This is a genomic window from Paracoccus sulfuroxidans, assembly GCF_007830335.1.
GTDB lineage: Bacteria > Pseudomonadota > Alphaproteobacteria > Rhodobacterales > Rhodobacteraceae > Paracoccus > Paracoccus sulfuroxidans.
The window spans coordinates 94,807-118,834 of record NZ_VLKU01000006.1 but is presented as its reverse complement, the minus strand read 5'-3'; the positions used below and the strand labels follow the sequence as shown (position 1 = coordinate 118,834).

The following is a 24,028-nucleotide window of genomic DNA, read 5'->3' as shown; positions in this document are numbered from 1 at the left end:
ATAGCCTCAGAATCGCGCCGGGGAAAATGGCGCAAGGTCGATGCCGGGATTGAGCCCGGTCAGAAGGTCGGCGACGATCTTTCCGGTGCCGGCGGATTGGGTCAGGCCAAGATGGCCGTGGCCGAAGGCGCAAATCGTGTTCGGATGGCCGGGCAGGGGGCCGATGCAGGGCAGACTGTCGGGCATGGAGGGGCGGAACCCCATCCATTGCTTCCCGCCCGAAGTGTTCAGGTCCGGCAGGAACATCTTGGCTTTCTTCAGCATCGCCTCGGACCGCTTGAAATTCGGGGGCAGCTTCAGCCCGCCAAGTTCGACCGCGCCGCCGACCCGGATGCCCGAGGTCAGCGTGGTGACGACAAAGCCGTGGCCGCCAAAGGTGATCTGGGTTTTCAGATCGAAGGCGTCGGGGGGAAGGGTGGTGTTATAACCGCGCTCGGTTTCCAGCGGGATGTTGACGCCTTGGGTTTTCGCCAGCAGGTGCGAGAAGGCGCCTGCGGCCAGCACGACGCGACCGCGCAGATGGCCTGCAGTGGTGGTGACGCCGTCATCGGTCAGCGCGGTCGCCTCGGCGATGATGATCTCGCCGCCGTTTTCGCGGAAGCGGTCGGCCAGGGCGATGGTGTAATCTTTCGGGTCGCTGATCGAGAACCAGCCGGGGGTGAAGGTCGCGTGGGTGAAACGCGGGGCGAGGCCGGGCTGGATCTCGGCGATCTCGGCGGGCGATTTCAGGTGCTGGAATTCGATGCCGTGGCGGGCGCGGGCTTCCCATCCGTCCAGCGAGGCGTTGAATTCACGCTCGCCCTCATAGACCTGAATGTTGCCCTGCTTGCGCAGCATGTGCAGCAACCCGTCGCGTTCCAGCGCAGGCTCCAGCGCGGCTTTGGAATAGTTCATCATCGCGGTCTGCGCCTCGGTCGAGGCGCGGACGCGGGCAGGCCAGCTGGCGCGCCAGAACTTCAGCATCCAGGGCGCGATTTTCGCGGCATAGGCGGGCGGAACCGACAGCGGGCCAAGCGGGTCCAAAAGCCATTTCGGGGCCTGACGGATGATCTTGGGCGAGGCCAGCGGGAAGATGTCGGTGAAGGCGAAAGCGCCCGCATTGCCGGCCGAGGCACCCGCTGCCGGGGCCTCACGCTCGACCACGCGGACCGAAAGGCCGCGCGATTGCGCGGCCAGAGCGGCGCTGAGGCCCACGACCCCGGCGCCGATCACGATGACTTCTGTGGTCATTGACGAACGCTCGACAAGAACTTCCGGGTCTCTTCGTTCTGCGCCGCGCCGAAGATCTGCTCGGGTGGACCGATCTCGGCCATGACGCCCTTGTGGAAGAAGGCGACGCGGTTCGAGACGTCGCGCGCAAAGGCCATCTCATGCGTGACGCAGATCATGGTCATGCCTTCCTCGGCCAGCATCTTCAGCGTGTCCAGAACCTCGCCCACCAGCTGCGGGTCAAGGGCCGAGGTCACCTCGTCGAACAGCATGTAGCTGGGCGACATGGCAAGCGCGCGGGCAATCGCCATACGCTGCTGCTGACCGCCGGAGAGGCGCGAGGGATAGGTGGTAAGCTTGTCGCCAAGGCCCACATGGGTCAGTTGCTTGACGCCGATTTCCTCGGCCTTTTCCTTCGACATGCCCAGCACCTTGCGCGGCGCGAGCGTGACGTTTTCCAGAACGGTCAGGTGCGGGAAGGCGTTCCATTGCTGAAACACGATCCCGATCTTCTGGCGCAGCTTGTTCACATCGGTCGATTTCGCGTGAACCTCGGTCCCGTCCACAAGGATGCGGCCGGAATCGATCGGCTCCAGCCCGTTGATGCAGGTCAGAAGCGTCGATTTGCCAGAACCCGAGCCGCCGATGATGGTCACCACCTCACCCTTTTTCACGGTCAGGTCGATGCCCTTCAGAACCTCAAGCTGGCCAAAGGATTTGCGGACGTTTTCGATCTCAATCATTGGACCACCGTTTTTCGAGATACCCACCGAAGCGCGCCAGCGGGTAAGAGATGATGAAGTAGAAGGCACCGCAGATCAGCAGCAGGAACAGCGGCTCTTGCAGGCGGGTAATCAGGATCTGCGTGGATTTCAGCAGTTCCGTGACCTGCACGACATAGACCAGCGCCGAGTCCTTCATGACGCCAAGCGCCAGCCCGATCCATGAGGGCAGCGCGACCCGCGTCGCCAGCGGCAGCACGATCTGGCGCATGTCCTGCCCCCAGGTCATGCCAAGCGAGCGCGCGGCGCGACGGGTGGTGGCGGGCACGGCCTCGATGCCGCCGCGCACGATTTCCGCGCAATAGGCCGAGGTGTAAAGCGACAGCACGATGCAGGCGACCGTCAGCCCCGGCCAGCGCAGGCCAACGACCATGCCGAAGAAGGCGTTCAGAAGCACAAGCTGGATCAGCAGCGGGATCGAGCGGCAGATATCCAGCACGAAGGTCAGCGGCGCGGCCCAGATGGGACCGATCTGATAGCGGATCACCCCGAAGATGATGCCAAGGATCGTCCCGATCACGACAGAAATCGCCGTGACCAGCAGGGTCATCCCCGCGCCCTTCGCAAGGAAGATCAGGTCAGTTGAGGTGAGGGCGGTATCGAACATCGAATTTCTCCCTCAATACCGGAACAGACGCGCCGCGATCAGGCGGGCGCCAATGGTGATGGCCTTGGTGATCAGGTAGAAGATCACTGCAGCAATCGCGAACAGTTCGAACGTGCGGAAGGTCAGCGCGTTCAGATCCTGCGTGACGCCGTAAAGGTCGGTGTTCATCCCCACGGTGACGCCAAGCGAGGTCATCAGGATCGCCCAGACCATTTGGTTGGTCATCGGCAGGAATGAGATGCGCAGCATCTGCGGCAGGATGATCGAGCGGAAGGACTGCACCGCGCTCATCCCAAGCGAGCGGCCGGCGCGGGTCTGCGTGTCGGGGATGGCCTTCAGCGCGCCCCGGAAGTTCTCCGCCAGATAGCCCGCATTGTTGAAGGTGATCCCGATCAGCAGCGAGATGAAGGGGCTAAGATGGATGCCGAAGCTCGCGATGCCGAAATGCGCCATATAGATCTGGAACAGTGCAGGCGTGTTGCGCGCGACCTCGACCCAGGTCTGGGCGATGGCCTTCAGGATGCGGTTGCCGGACAGGCGAAACGCGGTCAGCAGGACGGCCAGCGCGATGCCGATCACCATCGAGATGAGGGCGATCTCCATCGTGACCAAGGCACCTTCCAGCATACGCGGCAGATACTTGAGGGCCTGATTCCATTGGAATGTATAGTTGAACATCGTTTCCCCGCCGATGGATCTTATTCGGGAAAACGGCGCGCGACCCAAAGGTCTGCGCGCCGCCGGAAAAGATCAGATCAGCGATAAACGCCCTGAACGGTCAGGTTCGCGGGCTCACCCTCACCGATCCATTTCTTGTAAAGCTCGGCATAGCGGCCGGTGCGGACCTGCTGGTTGATGAACAGGTTCATGTAGTTGATGAGGCCGTATTCCTGACGCATCGTGAAGAGCGACACATAGTCGGGAACCATCGGCGCCTTGTCGACGATCTTGATGCCGGGGAATTTGCCGCCTTTGACGTTGGCGTTCGCAACCTCGGTGGTCGAGACGGTGGCGTCGAGCTGGCCCTGCGACAGTGCCAGGAACACGTCGGCCTGGGTCTGGTAGGGACGGAATTCGCCCTCGCCCCATTCCTTCACCTGACCTTCCAGCCAGATCGCCTCATAGGTGCCAGCGGTCGCGCCGACGGTCTTGCCCTTCATGCCTTCCCAGGTGGTGATGTCGGTCTTGTCGTTCACCGTCACCGAGTTTTCGAAGGCGTAGTAGGGAATGGTAACGCCGATGGTCTTCGCACGCTCCAGCGTGTCCGAGGTCGAGGCGACGCCCACATCGACGCGGCCCGACATCAGGGCGGGGATACGCTCGGGGAAGGGGGTCTCGACGATCTCGGCCTTGACGCCAAGGGCGGTCGCCAGATCGTTGCAGTAATCGACGTCGAAGCCGACGGGATTGTTGTTTTCGTCGCGCGAACCCATGGGTGGGAAGTCCAGCACCACGGCGCAGCGCAGCGTGCCCGAGGCGATGATGTCGTCCAGCTTGTCGGCTTTGACGGGTCCGGCAACGGCCGCGGCGGCGAACAGCCCTGCAGCAAGATAGGTCAGTTTCATGGTTTTCCCTGTTTGCTTGGTATGATTCGTTCTGTGTCGACTATGTGTGTGCAAGACGAGTCGATCAACAAAAAAACCTCAGCCGATGATGCAATGCCTGCGCGATCAGCAGGGCACGCCAATGTTGCCGAACAAGCATACACAGATTATGCATGTGGAAGCAGGCAGGCCGCCCCCGGCCCGATCCCCCATGAAAAGGAGCCGTCGATGACCGATAACACCCTGATTTCCATTCAGGATCTGACCGTTCTGGTGTCCGGCATCCTGACCAATGCCGGGTTCAGCCAGCCACAGGGCGACGCCATTGCGCGCACCATCGTCGCGGGCGAACGTGATGCCTGCAAATCGCATGGCGTCTACCGGATCGAGGGTTGCTTGCGCACTTTGAAGGCCGAAAAGGTCAATCCGGTGGCTCAGCCGAAGGTCATGCAGGACGACAGCGCCGTGGTGCGCGTCGATGCCGATGCCGGTTTTGCCAACCTCGCCTTCGAGATGGGCGCGCCGGTCGTGGCCGAGCGTGCGCGCAAGCTGGGCATCGCCACGCTGATCATCAACGATTGCACGCATTTCGCCGCGCTCTGGCCCGAGGTCGAGACGATGGCCAATCTGGGCCTTGCCGCCATGGCTATGTGCCCCAGCTATGCCACTGTTGCGCCTGCCGGGGGCAGCAAGCCTCTGCTGGGCACCAACCCCTTTGCCTTCGGCTGGCCGCGTCCGGGCGGCACGCCTTATGTCTTCGATTTCGCCACCTCGGTCGCCGCGCGGGGCGAGCTGGAGCTGTACCGCCGTGCGGGCAAGCAACTGCCCGAGGGCTGGGCGGTCGATGCCGATGGCAACCCGACGACCGATCCCACCGCCGCGCTGGCTGGCGCGATGCTGCCCTTTGGCGCGCATAAGGGCTCAGCCATCTCGACGATGATCGAGCTGCTGGCAGGCGCGATGATCGGCGATTTCACCAGCCCCGAGGCGCTGGATTATCTGGGCACGACCACGCTGGCCCCCCGCCATGGCGAGCTGATCGTCGTCTTCGACCCGCTGCGCATGTCGGGCGGGCGCGGCGATGCCGCCGCCAAGGGCGAGGCCATGATCGAGGCCATCGCCGGTCAGGGGGCCCGCCTGCCCTCTCAGCGCCGATTCACCGCGCGCCAGAAGTCGCAATCCGTTGGCATCGAACTGACCCCGGCCGAGATGGATGAGCTGGCGCGCCTGCGCGATGGCGGGCTGGCTGCGGTCCGCGACTAGGCCGATGGTGCAGGTCATCCAGCGCCACGCCGTCCGCGCCATCCTGCTGACCCCGGATGAGGAAGTGCTGATGATGCGCGTCCGCGATCCGGGCGGCGAGCATAGCTGGTGGATCACCCCCGGCGGCGGGCGCGAGGCGGGCGAGACGCTGGAACAGACCCTGCGGCGCGAACTCGACGAAGAGCTGAGCCTGCAGCCGGGCGCCATCGGCCCGCTGGTCTGGCGTCGCCAGCATACCGTGACCATGCACGCCCGCCGCTGGTGCCAGTATGAGGATTACTTCCTGATCCCCACCCCACCCTTCAACCCGGTCATGCGCGACGCGGATGAGGCCAGCCGCGTTCTTGAGATGCGCTGGTGGCCGCTGGCCGATCTGTTTTCGACCGATCAAGACCTGACGCCCCGCGCCATCGCCACCATCGTCGAGGACTATCTGCGCGACGGCCCGCCACAGGGTGAGCTGGAGATCGAGGTGCTGGTCGACTGACCCGCCCCAGATACTGCCCATGACAAAGGCCCCGCAATGCGGGGCCTTTCCATTCGTGCAGGTGCCGCTTGGGCTCAGGCGGCGTATTGGCGGACCGCGCCATCCTGCTTGCTCCAGTCGGCATACCAGTTCTGGAACAGCTTCAGTTGTGCCTCGCAATAGCCCTGCTGGCTGGGCGACAGCTTGTCGCTTTCGTTGAAATGCAGCGCATATTCCGGGTTTCCGGTCAGCACCATCATGTGCTTGTAGAACAGAACCAGATCCGGGCCCTCGTCGAACGAGGACAGAACGAACAGCGCCCGCTCCAGCTCGCGCGCACGTTCGCGCGCATCGGCGTCGCCCTTGGCTGCAGCCTTGCAAAGGCGCAGAAGGTGCAGGATCTCTTTCGGCAGCACGTTGCCGATGCCGGTGATCGTGCCGATCGCGCCGCATTCGACGATGCCCACGAAGTTCGCCGTGTCGACGCCCACCATCAGCTTCACATCGTCATCGGCCGAGGTGATGAACTCTGCCGCATAGCGCAGCGCGTCCGGGCCACCGAATTCCTTGAAGCCGACCAGGTTCTTGTGCTCGCGCCGCAGTTCGAAGAACAGATCGGCCTTGGTGGCGAAACCGTAATAGGGCGAGTTGTAGATGACCGCCGGCAGATCCGGAGCAGCCGAAAGGATCGCCTTGAAATGCTCTTTCTGCGCCGCGACCGAGTTGCCGCGCGACATGACGCGGGGAATCACCATCAGCGATTGCGCGCCGACCTTCTGCGCATGCGCCGCGTGGGCCGCGGCGATCTTGGTGTTGACGGCACCGGTGCCGACCATCACCGGAACGCCCGCCTTGGTCAGCGCCGCGACGCCCTGCATCCGCTCTTCATCGGTCAGCAGCGGCCAGTCACCCATCGAGCCGCAATAGACGACGCCGGACATGCCCGCCTCGACCAGCTCTTTCCCCTTGCGCACCAGCGCATCGAAATCGGGCGTGCGGTCGGCCTTGCAAGGCGTCATCAGCGCCGGAATGCAGCCAGTGAACATATTCGAAGCCATTTCGCTCTCCTTCAGGGGGCTATGGGTTGGGCGGGCAGAATCAGCTCTGATCCCGCTTTCTTGATGGCAGGATATAGAATGTATTTTATTTGTCGACACATTTTATGCGTGACCTGATTTCTTCTTCCCGCGACGCGCGACAAGCCGCTTGATCGCAGGGGGGCAGCACCGTATTCAGATTGTCGACAGAGAGGGCAGAATGACCGACAAGACCGCGACTCATTCCACCGACAGGAAACGTGGTTCCGGCGTGAAGCTGGTCTATGACGTCCTGCGCGACGAGATCATCAGCCTTTCGCTGCCGCCGGGCAGCCCCATCGACGAAATCCAGTTGGCCGAGCGTTTCGCCATGTCCCGCACCCCCATCCGCGAGGCGCTGGTGCGGCTGGCGGGCGACGGGCTGGTGACGACGCTGCCCAACCGCTCGACCGTGGTGTCGAACATCGACTTTCTGAACCTGCCCGCGTTCTTCGATGCAATCACGCTGATGTACCGCGTCACCACGCGTCAGGCCGCGCAGAACCGCACGCCCGAGGATCTAGCCCTGATCCGCGCGCAGCAGGCGGAATTCGCCGAGGCGGTTCATGCACAGGACGCGCTGGCGATGATCTCGACCAACCGCGAATTCCACGTCGCTATCGCCGAGGCGGGTCGCAACCCCTATTACGCCGGGCTGTTCATCCGCCTACTGGACGAAGGCCGCCGGTTGCTGCGGCTTTACTATTCATCCTATTCGGACCGCCTACCCTCGGAATTCGTGACCGAGCATGAAGAGATGATCCGCTGCATCGAGGTGCAGGACATCGAGGGCGCGGACCGCATCGGCAGCAGCCATGCGAACCAGATCGTCAACCAGATCCGCACGATGATCTCGGAAGACCGGCGCGATCAGATCAGCCTTTAGGCGCCCGCGCTCAGCAGGGCGCGGCGGAAATCCACGCCGCTCAGCACCACCTCGCGCGTGCCCAGCTCGGCCGCGCGGGCCAGCGCCAGTCCGGTCAGCCGCTGGGCGAACTCGACCGCCTCGGGCAGCGGTTTGCCATCGCCCAGCCCCGCCGTCAGCAGACCCGCGAAGAGATCCCCCGTCCCCGAGGTCGCCACCGGAAGCTGGGGCGCAGCGTGACGGCTGGCCCCTTCCCCCGAGACGATGACGGTTTCCAGAAAGCCTTTCGCCGTATCTTCCAGCACGCAGCCGGTCGCGATCAGCTGCGCGCCTTTGGCCAGACGCAGCCCCTGCCCCGCCGCGCTGAGCGCCTGAAGCGAGGCGATGGGCTGGCCGGTCAGATATTCGACCTCGAACAGGTTCGGCGTTGCCAGATCCGCCATCGGCAGCAAGCGGTCGCGGAAGATCGCGGCTATCGCTTCGGGAACGTAAAGCCCGGGCCCGGTGTCGCCCATGACCGGATCGCAGAGATAGATCAGGCCGGGGTTCAGCGCCTTGGCCTCGGCGATGAAATCGGCGGTCAGTTCCGCCACCTCGACCGAGCCGATATAGCCGGTGATGATGAAATCCGCGCGCTCGGGCAGGCCGCGCTCGCGCACGCCCTGCAGCAGATCGGCAAACAGATCCGCCGGCAGGCTGCGCCCGCGCACGGTGGGATAGTTCGGCGTGTTCGACAATAGCACGGTCGGGATCGGCGCGACCTCCATGCCGACGGCCAGCATGGGAAAGACCGCCGCCGAATTGCCCACATGGCCATGGACCACCTGGCTTTGAATCGAGATCACCGATTTTGCGCGGCTCATGCGCGGCCCTCCAGCCGTTTCGACCAATCCTCGACCTGCCCGCTTTCGACCCGGCGCAGGGCATAGCGACGCCAGCCCTCGGCCAGAACCTCAAGCCCGGCCATCGCCTGCAGCTCGGGCAGGTTCATGCGGTCGACGTAAAGCGTGTGCCACAGCCGCCACAGGCTCCAGTCCGGGGCCAGACGGTCGACCAGCTCCAGCCCGTCGCCGTGGGCGACCTGACCGGGCTCCAGCACGCGGTAGTACCAGCCGGTCCGCCCCGTCGACTGCACGCGGCGCGCCATATCGGGCACGCCAAAGCGCAGGTTCAGCTTCCAGCAGGGCTGCCGCCCCTGCGAGACCTGCACCAGAGCCGTCCCCAGCCGGAAGACATCGCCCACCGCCACGCTACGCTCGGTCGGCCCGGTCAAAGAGATGTTTTCCCCAAAAGCCCCCGGCGCATCCAGCACCGCAAGCGCCCCCAGATCCGCCCGCCAGGCGTCATAGTGATCGCGCGGATAGTGGTGCACAGCTTTCTCGGGGCCACCATGCACGCGCAAATCGGCCTGCTCATCGCCCTGAAAGCCGCCAAGGCCAAGCGCCAGCGCCGCCTGCACCGGGTGCTTGTCGATGCCGCTGGTCTTGTCGCTGCCCGGCAGGACCGAAACCCGCCCTGTCAACAGGGTAATCGCGCCCAAGGCGGGCCTCCTTATCTTCAAGAAATCCGGAATGCTGGCCGCAGGCTAGCGTCAAAATCCGGGGGGCGGAATAGGCATTCGGGGGCGGAGCGCCAAACCCGGGCGGGCAGATTGTCGCTGCTGGCGGTTGATCCCCAAGGCCGCATCGGGCCAAGGTCGGCGCGACAGATCCCGGGGGAATTCAAGGCGATGATTCTGGCCATCCTGCTGACCATGGAAACGCTGCTGGACCCTGCGCCCCGCGCGCCCGCGCCGGTGGCCGAGATCCGTCTGGCCATGGCCGCCCGCCCGGTCGAAGGTGATGTGCCCGTGGGGCCGTTTTCCGCCTCGGGGCCGGTCGTCTCGCCCTCAATCGGGATGGGGCTGAACGGGCTGGCCGACTGGACGACCGAATGGCCGTTTCTGGACGTCTTCCGCACCGCCCGCGAATGGAGCGGCGAGGATGGCGGCTGGGGCGCAGATGCCCCGGCCCAGATCCGCGCCGTGCAGGATGAACAGGGCTGGCTGACCCGCATGCCCGAGGGCATGAGCCATGTCAGCGCGATCCTGCTGACCTCGCTGCCCGCCGAGATGACCTCGGCCGCCGGGACCTACCGGCTGACCTATGAGGGCAAGGGCAGCATCACCCTGCATGGGGCCGCGAATATCCGTGAGACGCCGGGGCAGATCCTGTTCGACTATCAGCCCGACGGAAAGCGCCACCTGTCAATCGACCTGACCGCCATCGACCCGGCGGACCATCTGCGCAACATCGCGGTCGTCCACGAACGCCACACGGCGCTTTACGATGCGGGGCAGGTCTTCAACCCCGAATGGCTGGAGAAGATCGCCGATCTGCGCGTGCTGCGCTTCATGGACTGGATGCGGACGAACGACTCGCCTCTGGTCGAGTGGCAGGACCGCGCGCAAGTCGACGACTACACCTGGACCACCGCTGCGGGCGTCCCGGTCGAGGTCATGGTCGATCTGGCCAATCGCACCGGGTCCGAGCCATGGTTCACCCTGCCCCATCAGGCCAATGACGACTACACCCGTGCGCTGGCGACCTATGTGCGCGATCATCTGGACCCGCGCCTGCGGCCATGGTTCGAATATTCGAACGAGGTCTGGAACTGGCAGTTCGGTCAGGCGCATTGGGCGAATGAACAGGGCCGTGCCGCATGGCCCGAGGTGCAGTCAGCCTGGCTGCAAATCTATGCCGGGCGGTCCGTGGCGATGGCGCGGGTGATCGACGAGGTCTATGGCGCGGACGTCGATCAGCGGGTACACAAGGTCATCTCGACCCAGACCGGCTGGCAGGGGCTGGAGATCGACGTGCTGACCGCCCCCGACTGGCAGAAGCTGGACGGCGCGGGCAAGGCGCCGCATGAATATTTCAACACCTATGCGATCACCGGCTATTTCGGCGGCCCCCTTGGTCAGGATGAGAAGGCCCCCGAGGTCAAGGACTGGCTGGAACAGTCCCTGACGCAGGCCCATCAACAGGCCGACGCCGAGGCCCTGACGGGCGAGGCGCGCGATACCTTCATCGCCCGGCACCGCCACGACCGCGCCATTGAACTGGCCGAGCAGGAGCTGCTCGATGGTTCGGTCACCGGCGATGACGCGGGCTCTCTGGCCCAGCTTTTCGCCACCTTCGCCTATCACAGGCGGGTGGCGGACCGGTACGGGCTGCAACTGGCGATGTATGAAGGCGGCACGCATGTGTCCGGCGTGGGGCCATGGGCCGAGGATGCGGCGCTGACCGCCTTCTTTCTGGACCTCAATTACTCGCCGGCCATGGGCCGCCTTTACGAGGAACTTCTGCAGGGCTGGAAGGATCGGGGCGGCACCCTCTTCAACGCCTTTGTCGATATTGCCGGGCCCAGCCGCTTCGGATCATGGGGCAATCTGCGCCATATCGACGACCAGACACCGCGTTGGGACGCGCTGATGCGCTTCAACCGCCAGACGCCCGCATGGTGGGACGGGGCCAGAAGCAACGCCTATCTGGGCAATATGCCGGTCAGGTAAGGATCAGTCGGGAAGAAGGGCCGTCCCACACCCGCCAGCGCGACGGGCCGAATCGCGCGGCAGATGTGGGTCCGACCATTCTAATGTAGAAAGCTTACGTTACGTAAACAAGAATGCGGCACGGGCGGAAATCGGACTGAGCCAATTCCCGCCAGCCGTCAGGCCTGTTCGGTATCCTCGAACTTGGCGCATTCCTCGCACAGCGGCATGCCGTTATGGGCGGCCAGCTTCAGCGTCTCGACCTGGCTGCTGCGGCCCGCGCTTTGGATCACGGTGCCCTTCAGCCAGATCGTCGGCGCCTCCAGCGTGATGCCTGCGGCGTCGATGGTGATCTTGCCGCCCGGACCCTTGATCTGCATCTTTTCGAAGGCCATCAGCGTGTGCAGCTTGGTGTTGTTGGTGATCGACTGCCCCACGTCCAGCGTGAAGCGGCCAAACACCTCGCCCTCGAAGTTCCGCCCGGTTTCATAGAGGTGATCGGCATAGATCGCCTGCTTATGGATATTGCCGACGCGGTGGATGTGGTCCTTGCCGTAGTTTTCCTGCTGGTTGCGGCCCACGTCATAATACATGTCGTTGCCGATATTCTCGCGGTGGTCGTTGCCGACCGAGATGGTCTTGTCATGGCCAATCGATTCCGACTGGTCATTGCCCACCGTTTTCGAGCGGTCATGCCCGATCGAATGGCTCTCATCGTTTTCGATGATCGTGTTGTGGTCCTTCTGGGCGTGCATGAACACCTCTTCGCGACCGGCCTGATCCTCGAAGCGGAATTCGTTATAGCCGCTGCCCTCATGGGTGTCGGACTTGAAGGTGCTGACGGTCTTGGCGGCGGGCAGATCATAGGGGACCTTGTTCTTGCCGTTATAGACGCAGCCCGAGACCAGCGGCTTGTCGGGATCGCCCTCAAGGAATTCGACCACGACCTCCATGCCGATGCGCGGGATCACCATGCCACCCCAGCCGTTGCCCGCCCAGTTCTGGCTGACGCGGCAACGCATCGAATAGGCGTCGTTCAGGTCCCAGTGGAAGCGCACCAGAATGCGGCCGTATTCGTCGCAGTCGATTTCGCCGTCGCCCACCACGACCGCCGTCTGCGGCCCCTGCACCACCGGGACATGCGTGCGCCGCGGCGGCACCATCGGCGCGGTGTCGGGCATCAGCAGATACGAGCCGGTGAAGGAATAGCCATCGCTGCCCGGACCGCCCGAGCCATAGGATTCGCTGACGAAATGGTGGCTGGCCGACAGGCAGACATAGCGCTCGCCCGTGCCGGGCACCTTGTCGCCCGACAGCGTGACCAGCATGCCGCCGCCCAGCGACAGGCAGTCACCCACCGCGCGGTTGCGCCGGTCAGCGCCGCGTTCCTGCCGCATGCGCAGCCCGGCCACGATCTTGCCGACGCTTTGCTGCGGGTAGTCACCCGGATAGTCGAAGCTTTCGATCTGGCCATGCGCATGGGCGGCATCGCCGGTCTGATCGACCTCCATCGAGGCGGTCGGCTGCTTGAAGTTGTAGTCGGTCAGGCGGACGGCGCCGGTGGTCACGTTCCGCTCGGGCGACCATTCCCAGATATGCTCGCCCTCGGCCTGGTGATGGCCGTCGTAGCGCTTGAAGGGGCGCGCGCCCGCATCCTCATGCGACAGGATGTCGTCGGTCAGCACCAGCGTGTGGCTGCCTTTGGCGTGGCGGAAATGGAAGCTGATGCCGTGCCGCTCCAGCTGGCGGCGGACAAAGTCCAGATCGCTCTCGCGGTATTGCACGGTATATTCCAGCACCGGGTATTGCTCGCTGAGCTTCACCTCCAGCGCGGGATCGCCCAGCTCGGCATAGTCGCCCAGCAGCTCCTCGACGATCTGCACAACGGTCATATTGTGGAAGATGCGCTGGTTGCGGCGACGCCCGGCCAGCCAGAACCACGGGCGCAGCACCAGATCATAGCGGTGCCCGTTTTCGCCCACCCCGGCCCAGCGGGCCTGTGTGACGATGCCGTCGAACGGCCGCAGCCCCTCGCGTCCCTCGATCTCGACCGTGGCATGGGTGCCAACCAGGGCGTCAAAGTCTAGATCGTCGCGCGTGGCCAAGGCCTCGACACGGTATTCGAACAGGTCGTTCAGATGATCGGTACCATCGAAGCGCAGCAGGACGAGAGTGTCCTCACCAAGCTCAGTCGTCAAACGACCCAGGCGCTCAGCCTGACGAAGCGGGGCGTTCATGGGCAAGCCTCAACCTTTTACTCAACACTCTGTTTAAACGAGCAAAGCAACTCAGGGAACCGGGATTCTTGCCGGTTCCGCCTTTTCTCAGGCGAAAGGTGACAGGATTGCCTTGCAGGGACAAGGTCCAACGCAACGTTCAACCCTCATCGGGTGGCGCGGGCGCGGTTGCGGGCGGCAAGGTTGGAGGCACGATGACCTCAAGCGCCACAGCGGGGCTTTCGCCGGATTGCCGGATTTCATCCAGCACGCGCGGCAAAAGCTCGGCCCCCGGAACGCCGGCGGGTGCGGCGGCGATGGCGGCCAGCGGGCTGTCGGTCGCCACCGCGACCAGAAGATAGGGCGCGTCGGCCTCGGTCTGGGCGACCTGCCTGATCGCCGCCCCGAACTCCAGCCCCGCCTGAGAGGGAGCCGCCTGCCCGGTCATATCGTGCAGCCCGCCCTGCGGCGTCACCAGAAACAGCCAGAGGTTCCGCCCGTTCAGCCCCGCCACATCGCCGCGCATCTGAAAGCCGTCGGCGGTGGGGTCCAGACGGACGGACATATCCAGCGGCGCTGCAGGGCGGCTGATGATCTGAGCCAGAAAATCCACCGCCGCGCATTGCGCCGCGTCGACTTGAGTCGTGATCACATCGGGGCGCACCGAAAACGCCTTCTGATAGGCGTCCAGCAGGGCGGTCGCATCCATCGGCGCATCCGACAGCACCCGGATCATGCCCGCATTCGGGCCGTCCGCCGTGCGCAGCGCCATCGCGCAGGCCGGAAGCGGCTGGCTGGCCAGCAGCCCTTCGCGCGTTTGCAGGTCGCGCTTGGGCAAATCCAAAGGCGCGGGGCTTTCGACCGGATCGCCCGCAACCACCGGCCCCGCCTGAGGGCCGCGCGTGAAGTACCAGCCGCCCGCGCCCAATGCGACCAGCGCCAGCAGGCCCCCGACCCATGGCAGAAGGCTGCGTCGGGGTGGCGGCGCGACGTCCTCGGGCTGGGACTGTGCGCGTGGGCGGCCCGAGACATGCGAGAACGGGCTTTCGGAATCCGCCTGCGCGCCCGAGACGGTCGCCGCTGGCGGCATGTCGGGCGCGTCCTGCAACTCGGCCTCGGGCGCGAGCGGCCACAGCGGGCGGCGATACTTCACCGGAAGCAGCGCCGGATCATCCAGGATGCGCAGCACCTGCCCCATATCCTGCGGCCGCAGGCCGGGATCGGGTTCTAGCATGTGCTGCAGCAGCGGATAGATCCGGTGGGAAATCCCCGACAGATCCGGGATTTTCTGCCGCGCGGCCGAGGCGCTGATGACCGAATCCCCCATGTCCAGCGGTGTGCCGCGCAGCACCGCCGACATCAGCAGCGCCAGCCCATAGACATCGGTCCAGGGGCCAATCTGGCCGCCCGCATGGCCCAGCTGCTCGGGTGCGATGAACTTGAACTTGCCCGCGAAACGTCCGCCCAGCCCGTCGCCCAGTTCGGTCGAGCGGGCGATGCCGAAGTCGATCAGCACAGCCTCATCGATGCGCTCATCGCGCAGGATCACGTTATCGGGCGAGAGGTCGCGGTGCGTCACGCCCCGCGCGTGCGCCGCGCCCAGACCCGTGCCCAGCCGCCGCATCAGCGCCGCGCCATCCTCCAGCGACAGTGCGCCGTCGTCTTTCAAAAGCGTGCCGAGGTGGCGGCCCTCGACGAATTCCATGATCAGGCAGTAGCGCCCAAGCTGATGATCCAGAACGAAATTGTGGTAGCGGACAATGGCATCGTCGCGCAGCTGCACCAGAACGCGGGCCTCGCGCCGGAACAGCTCGATAATGGCCTCGTCGCGGGCCAGATTGGGCAGGACGACCTTGACCGCCACCGGATCGCCGGTGAACACGTTTTCGGCGCGGTAAACCTCGCCCATGCCGCCCGCGCTGACCAGCGAGAGGATGCGGTAATTGTTGTTGATCAGCGTGCCGGTCTGAACCAGCCGATGCTCAGCCTCGGGCGTGGGCGCCGCCGCCGGTCCCAAAGTCGCGCCATCCTTGGAGGGTTCGGCGAAAATGGTGCGCTCGTCCGTGCCGCCCTGTTCGGGCGCGGCATCCGGGGTCTGGATCACGGTACGCTCACCGCTGTCCTCAGAGGGCTCGCCCGGTTCCGCCATGGCTTAATCCGCCGCCTCGTCGCCTTCGGCCGCGGGCTCGCAATCGACGATGATCACGCTGACATTGTCCTTGGCGCCGCGCTCCAGCGTCTCGCGGATCAGGGCCGAGGCGATGTCATTCGGCGGGGCCGGGTTGGCCAGCAGGGCGGCGATGTCGTGATCGTCCATATGCTCGGTCAGCCCGTCCGAGCAGACAAGGAACCGGTCGCCCGGCTGCGCCACGCCGCTGACCAGTTGGGGATCGGCATTTGGGCCGATGCCGATAGCGCGGGTGATGACATTGCGGCGCGCGGCGGTGCGGGCCTCGGCTTCGGTCATTTGACCTGCGGCGACCAGCTGCGCGACCTCGCTGTGGTCTTGCGTCAGCTGGGTCAGCTTGCCCTGACGCCACAGATAGATGCGGCTGTCCCCGGCCCAGACGCAGGTGAGTTCCGCCTCGAAGATCAAAAGCGCGGCGACCGTCGCGCCGACCGTCGACAGGCCATTCGCCTGCGCATGCGCCAGAATGCGCAGATGCGCACGGTCCAGCCGTTCCAGCATGCGCGAGCGCTGGTCCTGCGCGCTGACGGGCATGCCCAGCGATTCCATTTCTTCGACGATGATGGCGCTGGCGACATCGCCCGCCGCATGGCCGCCCATGCCATCGGCCACGACCCAGATCCCCTGAGGGGTCAGCAGCGCGATATTGTCTTCGTTATGCTTGCGCACCCGGCCGACATCGGTCAGCCCGCCCACGCGCATCTCGATCGCCGCACCGGGACCGGTCATGTCGCCTCCTGCTGCAGGGGAATGCCGCGCCAGCCCGAGATCAGCCAGCCCAGATCGCCGGGGCCGGGCATGCCCTGACAGGCCAGCATGCTGGAGGGCTGGTCAAGTTCGCCGCCAAACCACCAATAGCTGCGGCCCGCCACGGCATTCGCATGATCGGCCGCGACCAGATCGGCGAACAGCTCGGCCGGGGACAGGTTGGCATTGACCGCCCAGAAGCTGGGCCAGGCCGGGGTTTCCGGCAAGGGGGTGGCCGGTGTCAGATGTTCGGCAAGTTTCTGCGCCGTCTCACGCGGGTCGAACCCGGATGAGGCCGCAATCCCCTGCAGCGCGGCAAGTGCCGTGTCGTGGAACGACTGGTCGGGGTCCAGCACCGGGGCCAGCCCGGCGGTCTGGCCGATCATCAGCGGAAACCGCCGCCCGGACTTGTCGACCGAAGGCGCCAGCACGCCGCGCAGCGGCCTGCCGCCAAACAACAGCGGCCCGATCCAGAAACGGATCGCGGGCATATGGTCGAAATGGGCCTGCCAATCCTCGCCCATGGCGTCGCGCCACTGGCCAAGCGCCTGCGCCATCCATTCGCCCAGATGATGCATGGCCCCGTCCGGCAGACCCGCCATGATGAAATCACCAAACGCCGGATGCTTGCCGTAAAGCCCGGTCAGAACTTCAGCCTCGGGCGTGCCCGCAGGGGCGTCGGGCGCGGTCAGTCGATGCTCTGTGGACATTCGAAATCTCTGATCTCGGGCATCGTGAAGGGGTTGGTGATGGCGTTGATGGTGAAATCATAGGTGATGTTGCGCCCGCCCACGTTGAAGCGCGCGCGCAGCGTGTCGCCCCTCTGCTCGGTCGAGGTGGCGGCGTTCATGAAGTCGATGATCGTCCAGGGGCTGCCCTCGAACCGCAGCGAGGATTCGCGGTCCAGCGGCGGCGAAAGCTGCAGCATGGTCGAGCGGCCCGTGCCCGGCCAGACGATGGTGCGCGGCAGCGATCCGATGGTCGTGGGGATCATCTCGTCATTGATGGTCAGCAGCGCGCTTTCGATGGTCGGGTTCGCATCGGCCTGCGCCACCGTGATCTCGACCGAGGGCGCGCTGCCGCCGCCTGCGAAATAGGCGCGGCGGATGCGTTCGGCCCGCTGAAACTGCATCAGCGTGTTCGCCGACATGCGGTGCGTGATTTCCTTGTCGGCACGCCAGGACAGGCCCTCGGGGGTGCGTTCGACATAGGGCTCCAGATATTCGGTGAAATAGCTGTCCATCGCCCCGCCCGGCCCGAAGAAGCGCGAGAAATTGTCGATGGAGAGGCTGCGCGAGGCATCGCCGAACGGATAGGACGAGGTGATCGTGTCGCGGCAGATGAAGGTGATCCGGTCGCTCAGCGCGCGGTTCATCGTCTCGATGCTGGCATCCGACGCACCGGCGCGGAAATCGCTTTCCGCCCGGCTGACCATGCGCGACAGCGGCGCGGGCAGCTGCGAATTGTACTGGGTCAGCGTGTTCAGCAGGGTCGGCAGTGCCGCCGCCGAGGATTCCGGGTTGAATTCGGCCAGCTTCAGGTTGTTCCAGACCGCGCCCAGATTGCCCAGCAGCGTGTCGATGGGGCGCTGGCCCGTCTCACCCAGAACCAGCATGTGCCAGTTCTCGAAGGCTTTCGAGATGGCGTCGATGGGGGCGGTGACGCTGCTGGCCTCACCCGTCCCGCCACCGGCACGCAGACCGGTCTTGCCCGCCCGCTGCCGCGCCTCATCCATGAGGATACGCTGCACCGGACCCGAGCGGTCCTTCATCCGGTCCAACAACTGGTTGCCGATCTTGTTGCCGACGCCATTCGCGTCGCCTTCAGCCGGCTTGGCGTCCAGATCGACGCCGTCCAGCTGTTCATATTCGCGGCTCAGATAGGTCTGTTCGTCCACCGCCTTGACCAGCGCCAGAATGGGCGAGGCCGAAGCCGAGGCCGCCGTGCCAAGCGCCGCATAGACCGGCTTGTCCGCGACCATGGAATTCAGCGTCAGATTGGTCAGCATGCCGTTCCAGGATTCGGTGAACCCGGCGCGGTAACGCTCCATCAGGTCGCGGTCGAGCCGCGCCAGACGCCGCTCGATCTCGACCGAAGAGCCCTGCTCACCCAGCACCCATTGGTCGCGGCGCAGCTCTTCGCCGACGACTTCCAGCTGGTCGAAGAAATAGCCCCAGAAGCCTTCGTAGGTGTAAAGCCCCGGCACGCTGAGCGAGGACAGATCGCTGCCGTCGCGGGTCGCGAAGACCTCGGTCGCGCCATTGCCGACGGCGCTGGCCAGGTTCCAGTCCTTGAGGCCCGCCGCCAGCGCGCCATCCATGATGATCGCATAGGCCTGTTCGTCCATGGGCAGCTGCGCAATGGCGGCGCGGGCGCGGTCGACGGTGGTCTGGTCCAGACCGACCAGAATCTCGCGCCGGTCGTCCAGCTCCAGCATGGCCTGCAGATGGCCCTTCAGCTGATCGATGAATTCCAGCCCCGCGCGGCCCGGATATTCCTCGCGCCAGGTCTGGTCAAACCAGGCGAGGATCGCCGGGTCGTCGGTCGATTCGCCCTGCTTGCCCAGCAGCAGATAGACCTTCAGCGCCCGGTAGATGTTCGTCATGTCGCCGCTGGCGATGATCTGCGGGATGCGGTGCTCCAGATCCAGGATCAGCCGTGGCCGCAGCATGCGCTCCAGCGCATCGGCATAGGTCTCGACCGTGACACGGGCCAAGCGGTCGCGCTGGCCAAGGCCCAGGCCTTCAAGGAATCTGGGCTCCTCACTGTCGCCGTAACCGGCGGGCATTTCCTTCAGATCGTTCAGCAAAGGCGCAACGGGCCGCAGGTCGGTGTCGTCGATCACCTCGCGGTGCAGCTCATCAAAGGCGGCCTGCGAATAGGCCTGCGCCTCGGCCTCGGCGGTGCGCACCAGCGTCAGGTTCTTCCAATAGCTGTAGCCAAGCACCCCCGCGCCGCCCAGCAGCATCACCGCAATCGCACCAAGCGCCGCCGTGCGCAGCAGCAGCGCGCGCCGCACCGCCTTGCGGTCATGCGAGACCCAGCCCTGTTCGGGGAAGATCACGTCGCGCAGCAGGCCATAGATGAAATAGCTTTTGCCGCGCCCCGACATGAAGCCCGAGGCAAAGCCGCCCGGCGTGCCCGGCTGCGCCATCGCGCCCAGCACCTGATCGATGGGCGTGCCCTCTTGCGTGCCCGAGGTGAAATAGAACCCCCGCAGGATGGCATTGGTCTTGTAGCGCGTGGGCTCGAAGACGCGGCGCATGAAATCGGCCAGATTGTCGCGCAGAAGCGCCATCTGCCCCGGCAGGCCAAAGATCGCGATGCGGGCGACGCCGTCGGGTTCCTCGGACAGGCGGTCGATGATCTCATCCGAGAGCCGCGCCACCAGCCGGTCCAACTCGGCGGGCACCGCCTCATGCGTGATCGCCTTGCGGTCCTTGGTCTGGAAGGTCACGCCCCACACGAGCTTCCGCCGGTTCAGGCTGAAACTGGCGAAATATTCACGGAAACCGGCGATGAGGTCGGCCTTGGTGAACATCACATAAACCGGGAAATCAATCTTCAGCTGCTCATGCAGCTCGGCCAGACGCGCGCGCACGGTTTCGGCATGCGCCGCAAGGCTGGCCGCATCGCCCTGCATCAGCTCCTCGACCGAGAAGGACAGGATCACCCCGTTGATCGGCCGGTTGGGCCGGGTCCGCTTCAACAGGTCAAGGAAGGCGGTCCAGCTGGATTTGTCGGCGGTGCTGTCGCTGTCCTGCGTTGTATAGCGCCCGGCCGTATCGATCAGCACGGCATCCTCGGCGAACCAGAAATCGACGTTGCGCGTGCCGCCGAAGCCCGCAATCGCCTGATCCTGCGCCAGCGGAAACTCAAGGCCCGAGTTCGCCAGCGCCGTGGTCTTGCCCGCGCCGGGCGGGCCGATGATGACATACCAGGGCAGGTCGTAAAGCGTGGTCGCGCCGCCCGATTTCTTCAGGACGGACAGTGCGCCCTGCATCTTTTCGGCCAGCACCTTGGCGTCGCCCTGCGGCTCGACCGGCAATAGCGCCTCTTCGATCTCGCGCGCGGCCCGCACCCGCCTGCGCCAGCGCAGCAAGAAGACCAGCAGCGTGATGCCAAGGATCACCCCGATCAGCCCCGCACGCAGGCTGACGCGCGATGCAGGCTCCCACCCGGTCATCGGGCCGCCGAACCAGATCGCCAGACACAGGGCCACAAGGCCCAGAGCCATCACCAGTCGACGCCACCAGGCATTCCGGCGCCAGGAGGGAAACCGCACATAGAAACCGAACAGATTCAATTCGCCGTCTCCGTTTCGGGCTGAGCACCGGGTTGGGGCGCGGCCTCAGCGGGCTGGCCCTCCGCTGCGGCACCACCGTAAGTGCCTTCGCGCGCCAGAAGGATCTCGACCCGGCGGTTCTCGGACTGCCCATCGGGCGTGGCGTTGTCGGCCACGGGTTCATCCTCGCCCTTGCCGACGGTCTGGACACGCGCCGCATCGGTCAGCAGCGGCTTGATGACCTCGGCCACGGCTTCGGCGCGGGCGGCGGAAAGCTCATAATTGTTCTTGAACCGGCCACGCCCGGACATGGGCACATTGTCGGTATGGCCTTCGATCGCGATGGGGCCGCCTTCGGTGTTCAGCACCTCGGCAATGCGGGTCGCCAGCGCGGCAAAGCCCTCTTTCACCTTGAATGAGCCGGTGTCGAACAGTTGCAGGTTCCCGACCCGGATGGCGATGAAATCGCCCTTCGGCTCGACCTTGACGATGCCGTCGCTGATTTCCTGCGCAAACGCGCTGCGGACGCGCTCAAGCTGCGGGTTCTTGACGACCATCGGCACGGCCTGAACGCTGCGGTCGACCTGAATCACCGGCGTGTTGCGGTGCAGGGCGCGCAGCGTTTCCGCAGCCTCGGCCCCGTCGCGGTTGATGAGCGTCAGCAACGTCGCAAGGATCGCGACCAGCGACAGCGCCGCGATGCCGAAGACCGCCGGCACCGGAATGGCCGAGAAGCGCCGCCCGCCATCCTGCACCACCGGCTGCCAGGTGACCGAGATATCCTCATCCGGGCGCGGATGGACGCGGCGCAGGCTTTCGTAAATCGCATTGCGGATGCGCGACAGTTCGACCGCGCCATTGGGGATGGTGCGAAACTGCCCCTCGAAGCCCAGCGACATGCAGACCAGCATCAGTTCCAGCAGGTTGTAGTTCTGGCCCGGCGCCTGCATCGCCTTTTCAGCCTCTTGAAAGAAGCCGACGCCGGAATCGCGCTTGTGGAAAAAGCGCGCGACCATCGAATATTGCTGCCAGTTACCGCGGTCGCCGCCGGGAAGGTTCTGGACGATGTCATCCGCCGTGCCCGACAGCGCGTATTTCGCCACCAGCACCTCATGCGGGTTGACGCCCGCCAGCAGGGCATTGCGCTCGAACCGGTCGATCTCACGCGTGACGTGATCCATCAGCGGGCCGACCTGCAATTCGACCAGCCCGGTGCGAAGGCGGCCCAGCAGGATCAGCAGCGTCGCGGCCGCCGCCAGCAGCGGGTTCGCCGAGGAGGCTGCGCCCAGTTCGCGCACGCGCAGCGCCTCTTCCAGCCGGATGCGCGGGGCCGAGGCGAATTGCTCGGGCTGCGGCGGCTGGCGGATGTCGGGGAAGAAGCCGCGCTGGTCCTGCCCGGGTGCGCGCCCGATCCGCGAGGGGTCCATGGGCGGCGGTGCCCCCAGCCAGGTCTGCCCGCCCGCGCCCGAGGGCGCACCCCCGGGTTGGCCGAAGGGCGTCTGGCCGGGCTGGCCATAAGGTGTGCCGGGATAGCCGCCCGGTGCCTGACCATAGGGCGGCGGTGCAGGAGGCGCGCCGAAGGGCAGGCTGCCCGTCTGTCCGAAAGGAGGCTGTCCGAATGGCGGCTGATGGGGTTGCCCGAACGGCGGCTGACCATAGGGCGGTTGCCCGTAAGGGGGCTGACCAAAGGGCGAAGGACCAGCTCCACCCGGTGACGGGAAGGGAGAGCCATGCGCCCCGCCCGGACCACCGATCACCGTGCGATCCTCGCCCTGCGGACGCGCACCGCCCTGCGGCTGGCCCCAGCCCTGATAGGCCCCGCCCTGCCCCTGACCGGGTGCAGGCTCACGCCCCGATTGCGGGCCCCCAAATACGGTCTTGTCCTGATCGTCCTTGTCGGCTGGCATCAGCTCCGCTCCGGAACGGCCCAAAGCTCAAGCTTCAGATCCGGCCAATCGCCCGCAAAATGCATCCCGATGGCGGGGGCGGTCGAAAATTCGCGCCAAAGCGGGGAATTCTTCTCAAGCCGGAAATAGACGTTCGAGGACAGCACCCGCAGCTGGCGCGGCGGGTTCGGCAGATGCTGAAGCCAGATGCCGGGAAGGTTGTTGTTCACGATCTCGGACATGCGAGTGTTGGGGCCGACCTTGCAGAGTTCGGGGAACTGCGACTGCACCTGCGTCATCGGCTTGGCGCTTTCGACCTCGACCACGAAGGTCGCCTCGCGGAACAGGTTGCGATCCGAGACCTCGGCCAGATACGAGTTCTGCCGGACCTGCCGCAGCGGCAGGCGCACGGCGCGGCCCACATCGCGCGACAGAAGGCGCTGGATGTCCGCCACGATGGGCGAGAAGCTTTCCTTCGGGTTTTCGTGGTCATAGGCCGGGTAATCGGCGGCGTGGCGATTGCCGTTGTCGAAGGTCGTCAGCTCTCCGGCCAAAGCGATCAGCGAACGATAGAGAATCTCGGGATGGATCGCGAAGGTCCGCGACAGATGCCGCAGCACGCCGATGTTGCGGTTCAGCGCCATCAGCATCAGATAATCGGTCGCCTGCATCCCGCCCCCGGCCGTCGGATCGGCGGCATAGCGGGCCAGACTTTCCAGCCGCGCCTCGATCCAGCCGATGACGCGGGTGACATAGCCCAGAATCTGCGGATGCGCGCCAATGACCAGCGCGGGCGGGGGGAAGGTCTCGTCCAGCGTCACCACGCCGTCGCGCACCTCGGCGATGCGGGCAAGGCGCAGGTTCTGATAGCCGGGGCGCGGGGTCTTGCGCACCGCAAGCTCCAGCCGGGGGACGGCCAGTTCCAGCACCTGCTCGATCCGCATCGAGGACGCGGAATCGCTGACCGTCTCGGTCACGATGCCCCAGCGGGTGCTGGAGCCCTCGTCGTGATAGGGCGCCGCGTCGCGCACATTGGGCGAGATGTCGGGCAGCGTCAGCCAGATGAACTGCCCCGCCGCATCGTCGGGCACGGGCACCGGAACCGGCAACGGCCCGGTTCCCGGCGCATCAAAAGGCGTGCCGTCGGGCATCAGCCCGGTTGCCGCCCGCAGCGCGATATGGCCCTGCTGGCATTGGTCGCGGTCGATCGCCAGCTCACTGACGCCCCAAGGATAGGGGGTGATCGCCTGGGTGCGCGCCTGAACCAGGTGCTCGTGATAGCGGTCGGCCTGCTGCAGATGCTGGGGCTGCATGAACAGCCCCTCTTTCCAGGCAACCTTGCTGAACCAGGACATATGGCGG

The 24,028-nt window shown here is 65.4% G+C and carries 19 protein-coding genes; 4 read left to right on the top strand and 15 right to left on the bottom strand.

The features are described 5' to 3' along the window. Positions 1 to 6 precede the first annotated feature (6 nt). The 5 genes from IQ24_RS10860 to IQ24_RS10840 all read right to left on the bottom strand — a co-directional run bounded on the left by IQ24_RS10860 (position 7) and on the right by IQ24_RS10840 (position 4,163). The gene (locus IQ24_RS10860; protein WP_145397983.1) at positions 7 to 1,230 is read right to left on the bottom strand and encodes an NAD(P)/FAD-dependent oxidoreductase; all 1,224 of its coding nucleotides are present in this window, start codon (positions 1,228 to 1,230) and stop codon (positions 7 to 9) included. Beyond that, positions 1,227 to 1,952, bottom strand: a complete 726-nt coding sequence (locus IQ24_RS10855) for an amino acid ABC transporter ATP-binding protein (protein ID WP_145397982.1) — start codon at positions 1,950 to 1,952, stop codon at positions 1,227 to 1,229. Before IQ24_RS10855 ends, IQ24_RS10860 begins: the two co-directional genes overlap by 4 nt. Further along, positions 1,945 to 2,598: an amino acid ABC transporter permease gene (locus IQ24_RS10850; RefSeq protein ID WP_145397981.1), complete on the bottom strand. Its 654-nt coding sequence runs from the start codon at positions 2,596 to 2,598 to the stop codon at positions 1,945 to 1,947. Before IQ24_RS10850 ends, IQ24_RS10855 begins: the two co-directional genes overlap by 8 nt. A gap of 12 nt (positions 2,599 to 2,610) precedes the next feature. Further along, complete coding sequence (locus IQ24_RS10845; protein ID WP_145397980.1) at positions 2,611 to 3,276, bottom strand: amino acid ABC transporter permease; 666 nt, start codon at positions 3,274 to 3,276, stop codon at positions 2,611 to 2,613. Between the two features lie 77 nt (positions 3,277 to 3,353). Further along, entirely contained in the window at positions 3,354 to 4,163 is an 810-nt protein-coding gene (locus IQ24_RS10840; RefSeq protein ID WP_145397979.1) for an ABC transporter substrate-binding protein, read from the bottom strand. 207 nt (positions 4,164 to 4,370) lie between these two features. Between IQ24_RS10840 and IQ24_RS10835 the strand changes: the two genes are divergently transcribed. Both IQ24_RS10835 and IQ24_RS10830 read left to right on the top strand, forming a co-directional pair. Beyond that, positions 4,371 to 5,405 carry an Ldh family oxidoreductase gene (locus IQ24_RS10835; protein WP_145397978.1) on the top strand — a complete coding sequence of 345 codons (1,035 nt, stop codon included), beginning with the start codon at positions 4,371 to 4,373 and terminating at the stop codon, positions 5,403 to 5,405. Continuing rightward, on the top strand, positions 5,356 to 5,892 hold the full coding sequence (locus tag IQ24_RS10830) for an NUDIX hydrolase (RefSeq protein WP_242008079.1): 537 nt from the start codon (positions 5,356 to 5,358) through the stop codon (positions 5,890 to 5,892). The genes IQ24_RS10835 and IQ24_RS10830 overlap by 50 nt, the downstream gene beginning before the upstream one ends. A 74-nt stretch (positions 5,893 to 5,966) precedes the next feature. Here the strand turns inward: IQ24_RS10830 and IQ24_RS10825 are convergent, their stop codons facing one another. Further along, a complete protein-coding gene (locus IQ24_RS10825; RefSeq protein ID WP_145397977.1) occupies positions 5,967 to 6,929 on the bottom strand; it encodes a dihydrodipicolinate synthase family protein in 963 nt (320 codons plus the stop codon). 199 nt (positions 6,930 to 7,128) lie between these two features. Between IQ24_RS10825 and IQ24_RS10820 the strand changes: the two genes are divergently transcribed. Then, a complete protein-coding gene (locus IQ24_RS10820) occupies positions 7,129 to 7,833 on the top strand; it encodes a GntR family transcriptional regulator (RefSeq protein ID WP_145397976.1) in 705 nt (234 codons plus the stop codon). Here the strand turns inward: IQ24_RS10820 and pdxY are convergent. Further along, positions 7,830 to 8,675 carry a pyridoxal kinase gene (gene pdxY / locus IQ24_RS10815; RefSeq protein WP_145397975.1) on the bottom strand — a complete coding sequence of 282 codons (846 nt, stop codon included), beginning with the start codon at positions 8,673 to 8,675 and terminating at the stop codon, positions 7,830 to 7,832. The genes IQ24_RS10820 and pdxY overlap by 4 nt on opposite strands. Continuing rightward, positions 8,672 to 9,352 carry an MOSC domain-containing protein gene (locus IQ24_RS10810; protein ID WP_145397974.1) on the bottom strand — a complete coding sequence of 227 codons (681 nt, stop codon included), beginning with the start codon at positions 9,350 to 9,352 and terminating at the stop codon, positions 8,672 to 8,674. The genes pdxY and IQ24_RS10810 overlap by 4 nt, the downstream gene beginning before the upstream one ends. Positions 9,353 to 9,541: 189 nt before the next feature. Between IQ24_RS10810 and IQ24_RS10805 the strand changes: the two genes are divergently transcribed. Continuing rightward, complete coding sequence (locus IQ24_RS10805) at positions 9,542 to 11,365, top strand: hypothetical protein (RefSeq protein ID WP_145397973.1); 1,824 nt, start codon at positions 9,542 to 9,544, stop codon at positions 11,363 to 11,365. Between the two features lie 158 nt (positions 11,366 to 11,523). Here the strand turns inward: IQ24_RS10805 and IQ24_RS10800 are convergent, their stop codons facing one another. The 7 genes from IQ24_RS10800 to tssK form a co-directional block, all read right to left on the bottom strand. Further along, positions 11,524 to 13,581: a type VI secretion system Vgr family protein gene (locus tag IQ24_RS10800; protein WP_145397972.1), complete on the bottom strand. Its 2,058-nt coding sequence runs from the start codon at positions 13,579 to 13,581 to the stop codon at positions 11,524 to 11,526. A 139-nt stretch (positions 13,582 to 13,720) separates the two neighbouring features. Continuing rightward, positions 13,721 to 15,709 (bottom strand): serine/threonine protein kinase, encoded by a 1,989-nt coding sequence (locus IQ24_RS10795; protein ID WP_145397971.1) that lies wholly within the window; start codon positions 15,707 to 15,709, stop codon positions 13,721 to 13,723. A 3-nt stretch (positions 15,710 to 15,712) separates the two neighbouring features. Beyond that, positions 15,713 to 16,477 carry a PP2C family protein-serine/threonine phosphatase gene (locus tag IQ24_RS10790; protein ID WP_145397970.1) on the bottom strand — a complete coding sequence of 255 codons (765 nt, stop codon included), beginning with the start codon at positions 16,475 to 16,477 and terminating at the stop codon, positions 15,713 to 15,715. Then, positions 16,474 to 17,205, bottom strand: coding sequence for a type VI secretion system-associated protein TagF (gene tagF, locus IQ24_RS10785; RefSeq protein ID WP_145397969.1), 732 nt, complete (start codon positions 17,203 to 17,205; stop codon positions 16,474 to 16,476). Before tagF ends, IQ24_RS10790 begins: the two co-directional genes overlap by 4 nt. Beyond that, entirely contained in the window at positions 17,184 to 20,801 is a 3,618-nt protein-coding gene (gene tssM, locus IQ24_RS10780) for a type VI secretion system membrane subunit TssM (protein WP_145397968.1), read from the bottom strand. The genes tagF and tssM overlap by 22 nt, the downstream gene beginning before the upstream one ends. Beyond that, positions 20,798 to 22,687 (bottom strand): type IVB secretion system protein IcmH/DotU, encoded by a 1,890-nt coding sequence (icmH, locus tag IQ24_RS10775; RefSeq protein WP_145397967.1) that lies wholly within the window; start codon positions 22,685 to 22,687, stop codon positions 20,798 to 20,800. Before icmH ends, tssM begins: the two co-directional genes overlap by 4 nt. Further along, entirely contained in the window at positions 22,687 to 24,021 is a 1,335-nt protein-coding gene (tssK, locus tag IQ24_RS10770) for a type VI secretion system baseplate subunit TssK (protein WP_145397966.1), read from the bottom strand. Before tssK ends, icmH begins: the two co-directional genes overlap by 1 nt. Positions 24,022 to 24,028: the final 7 nt, after the last annotated feature.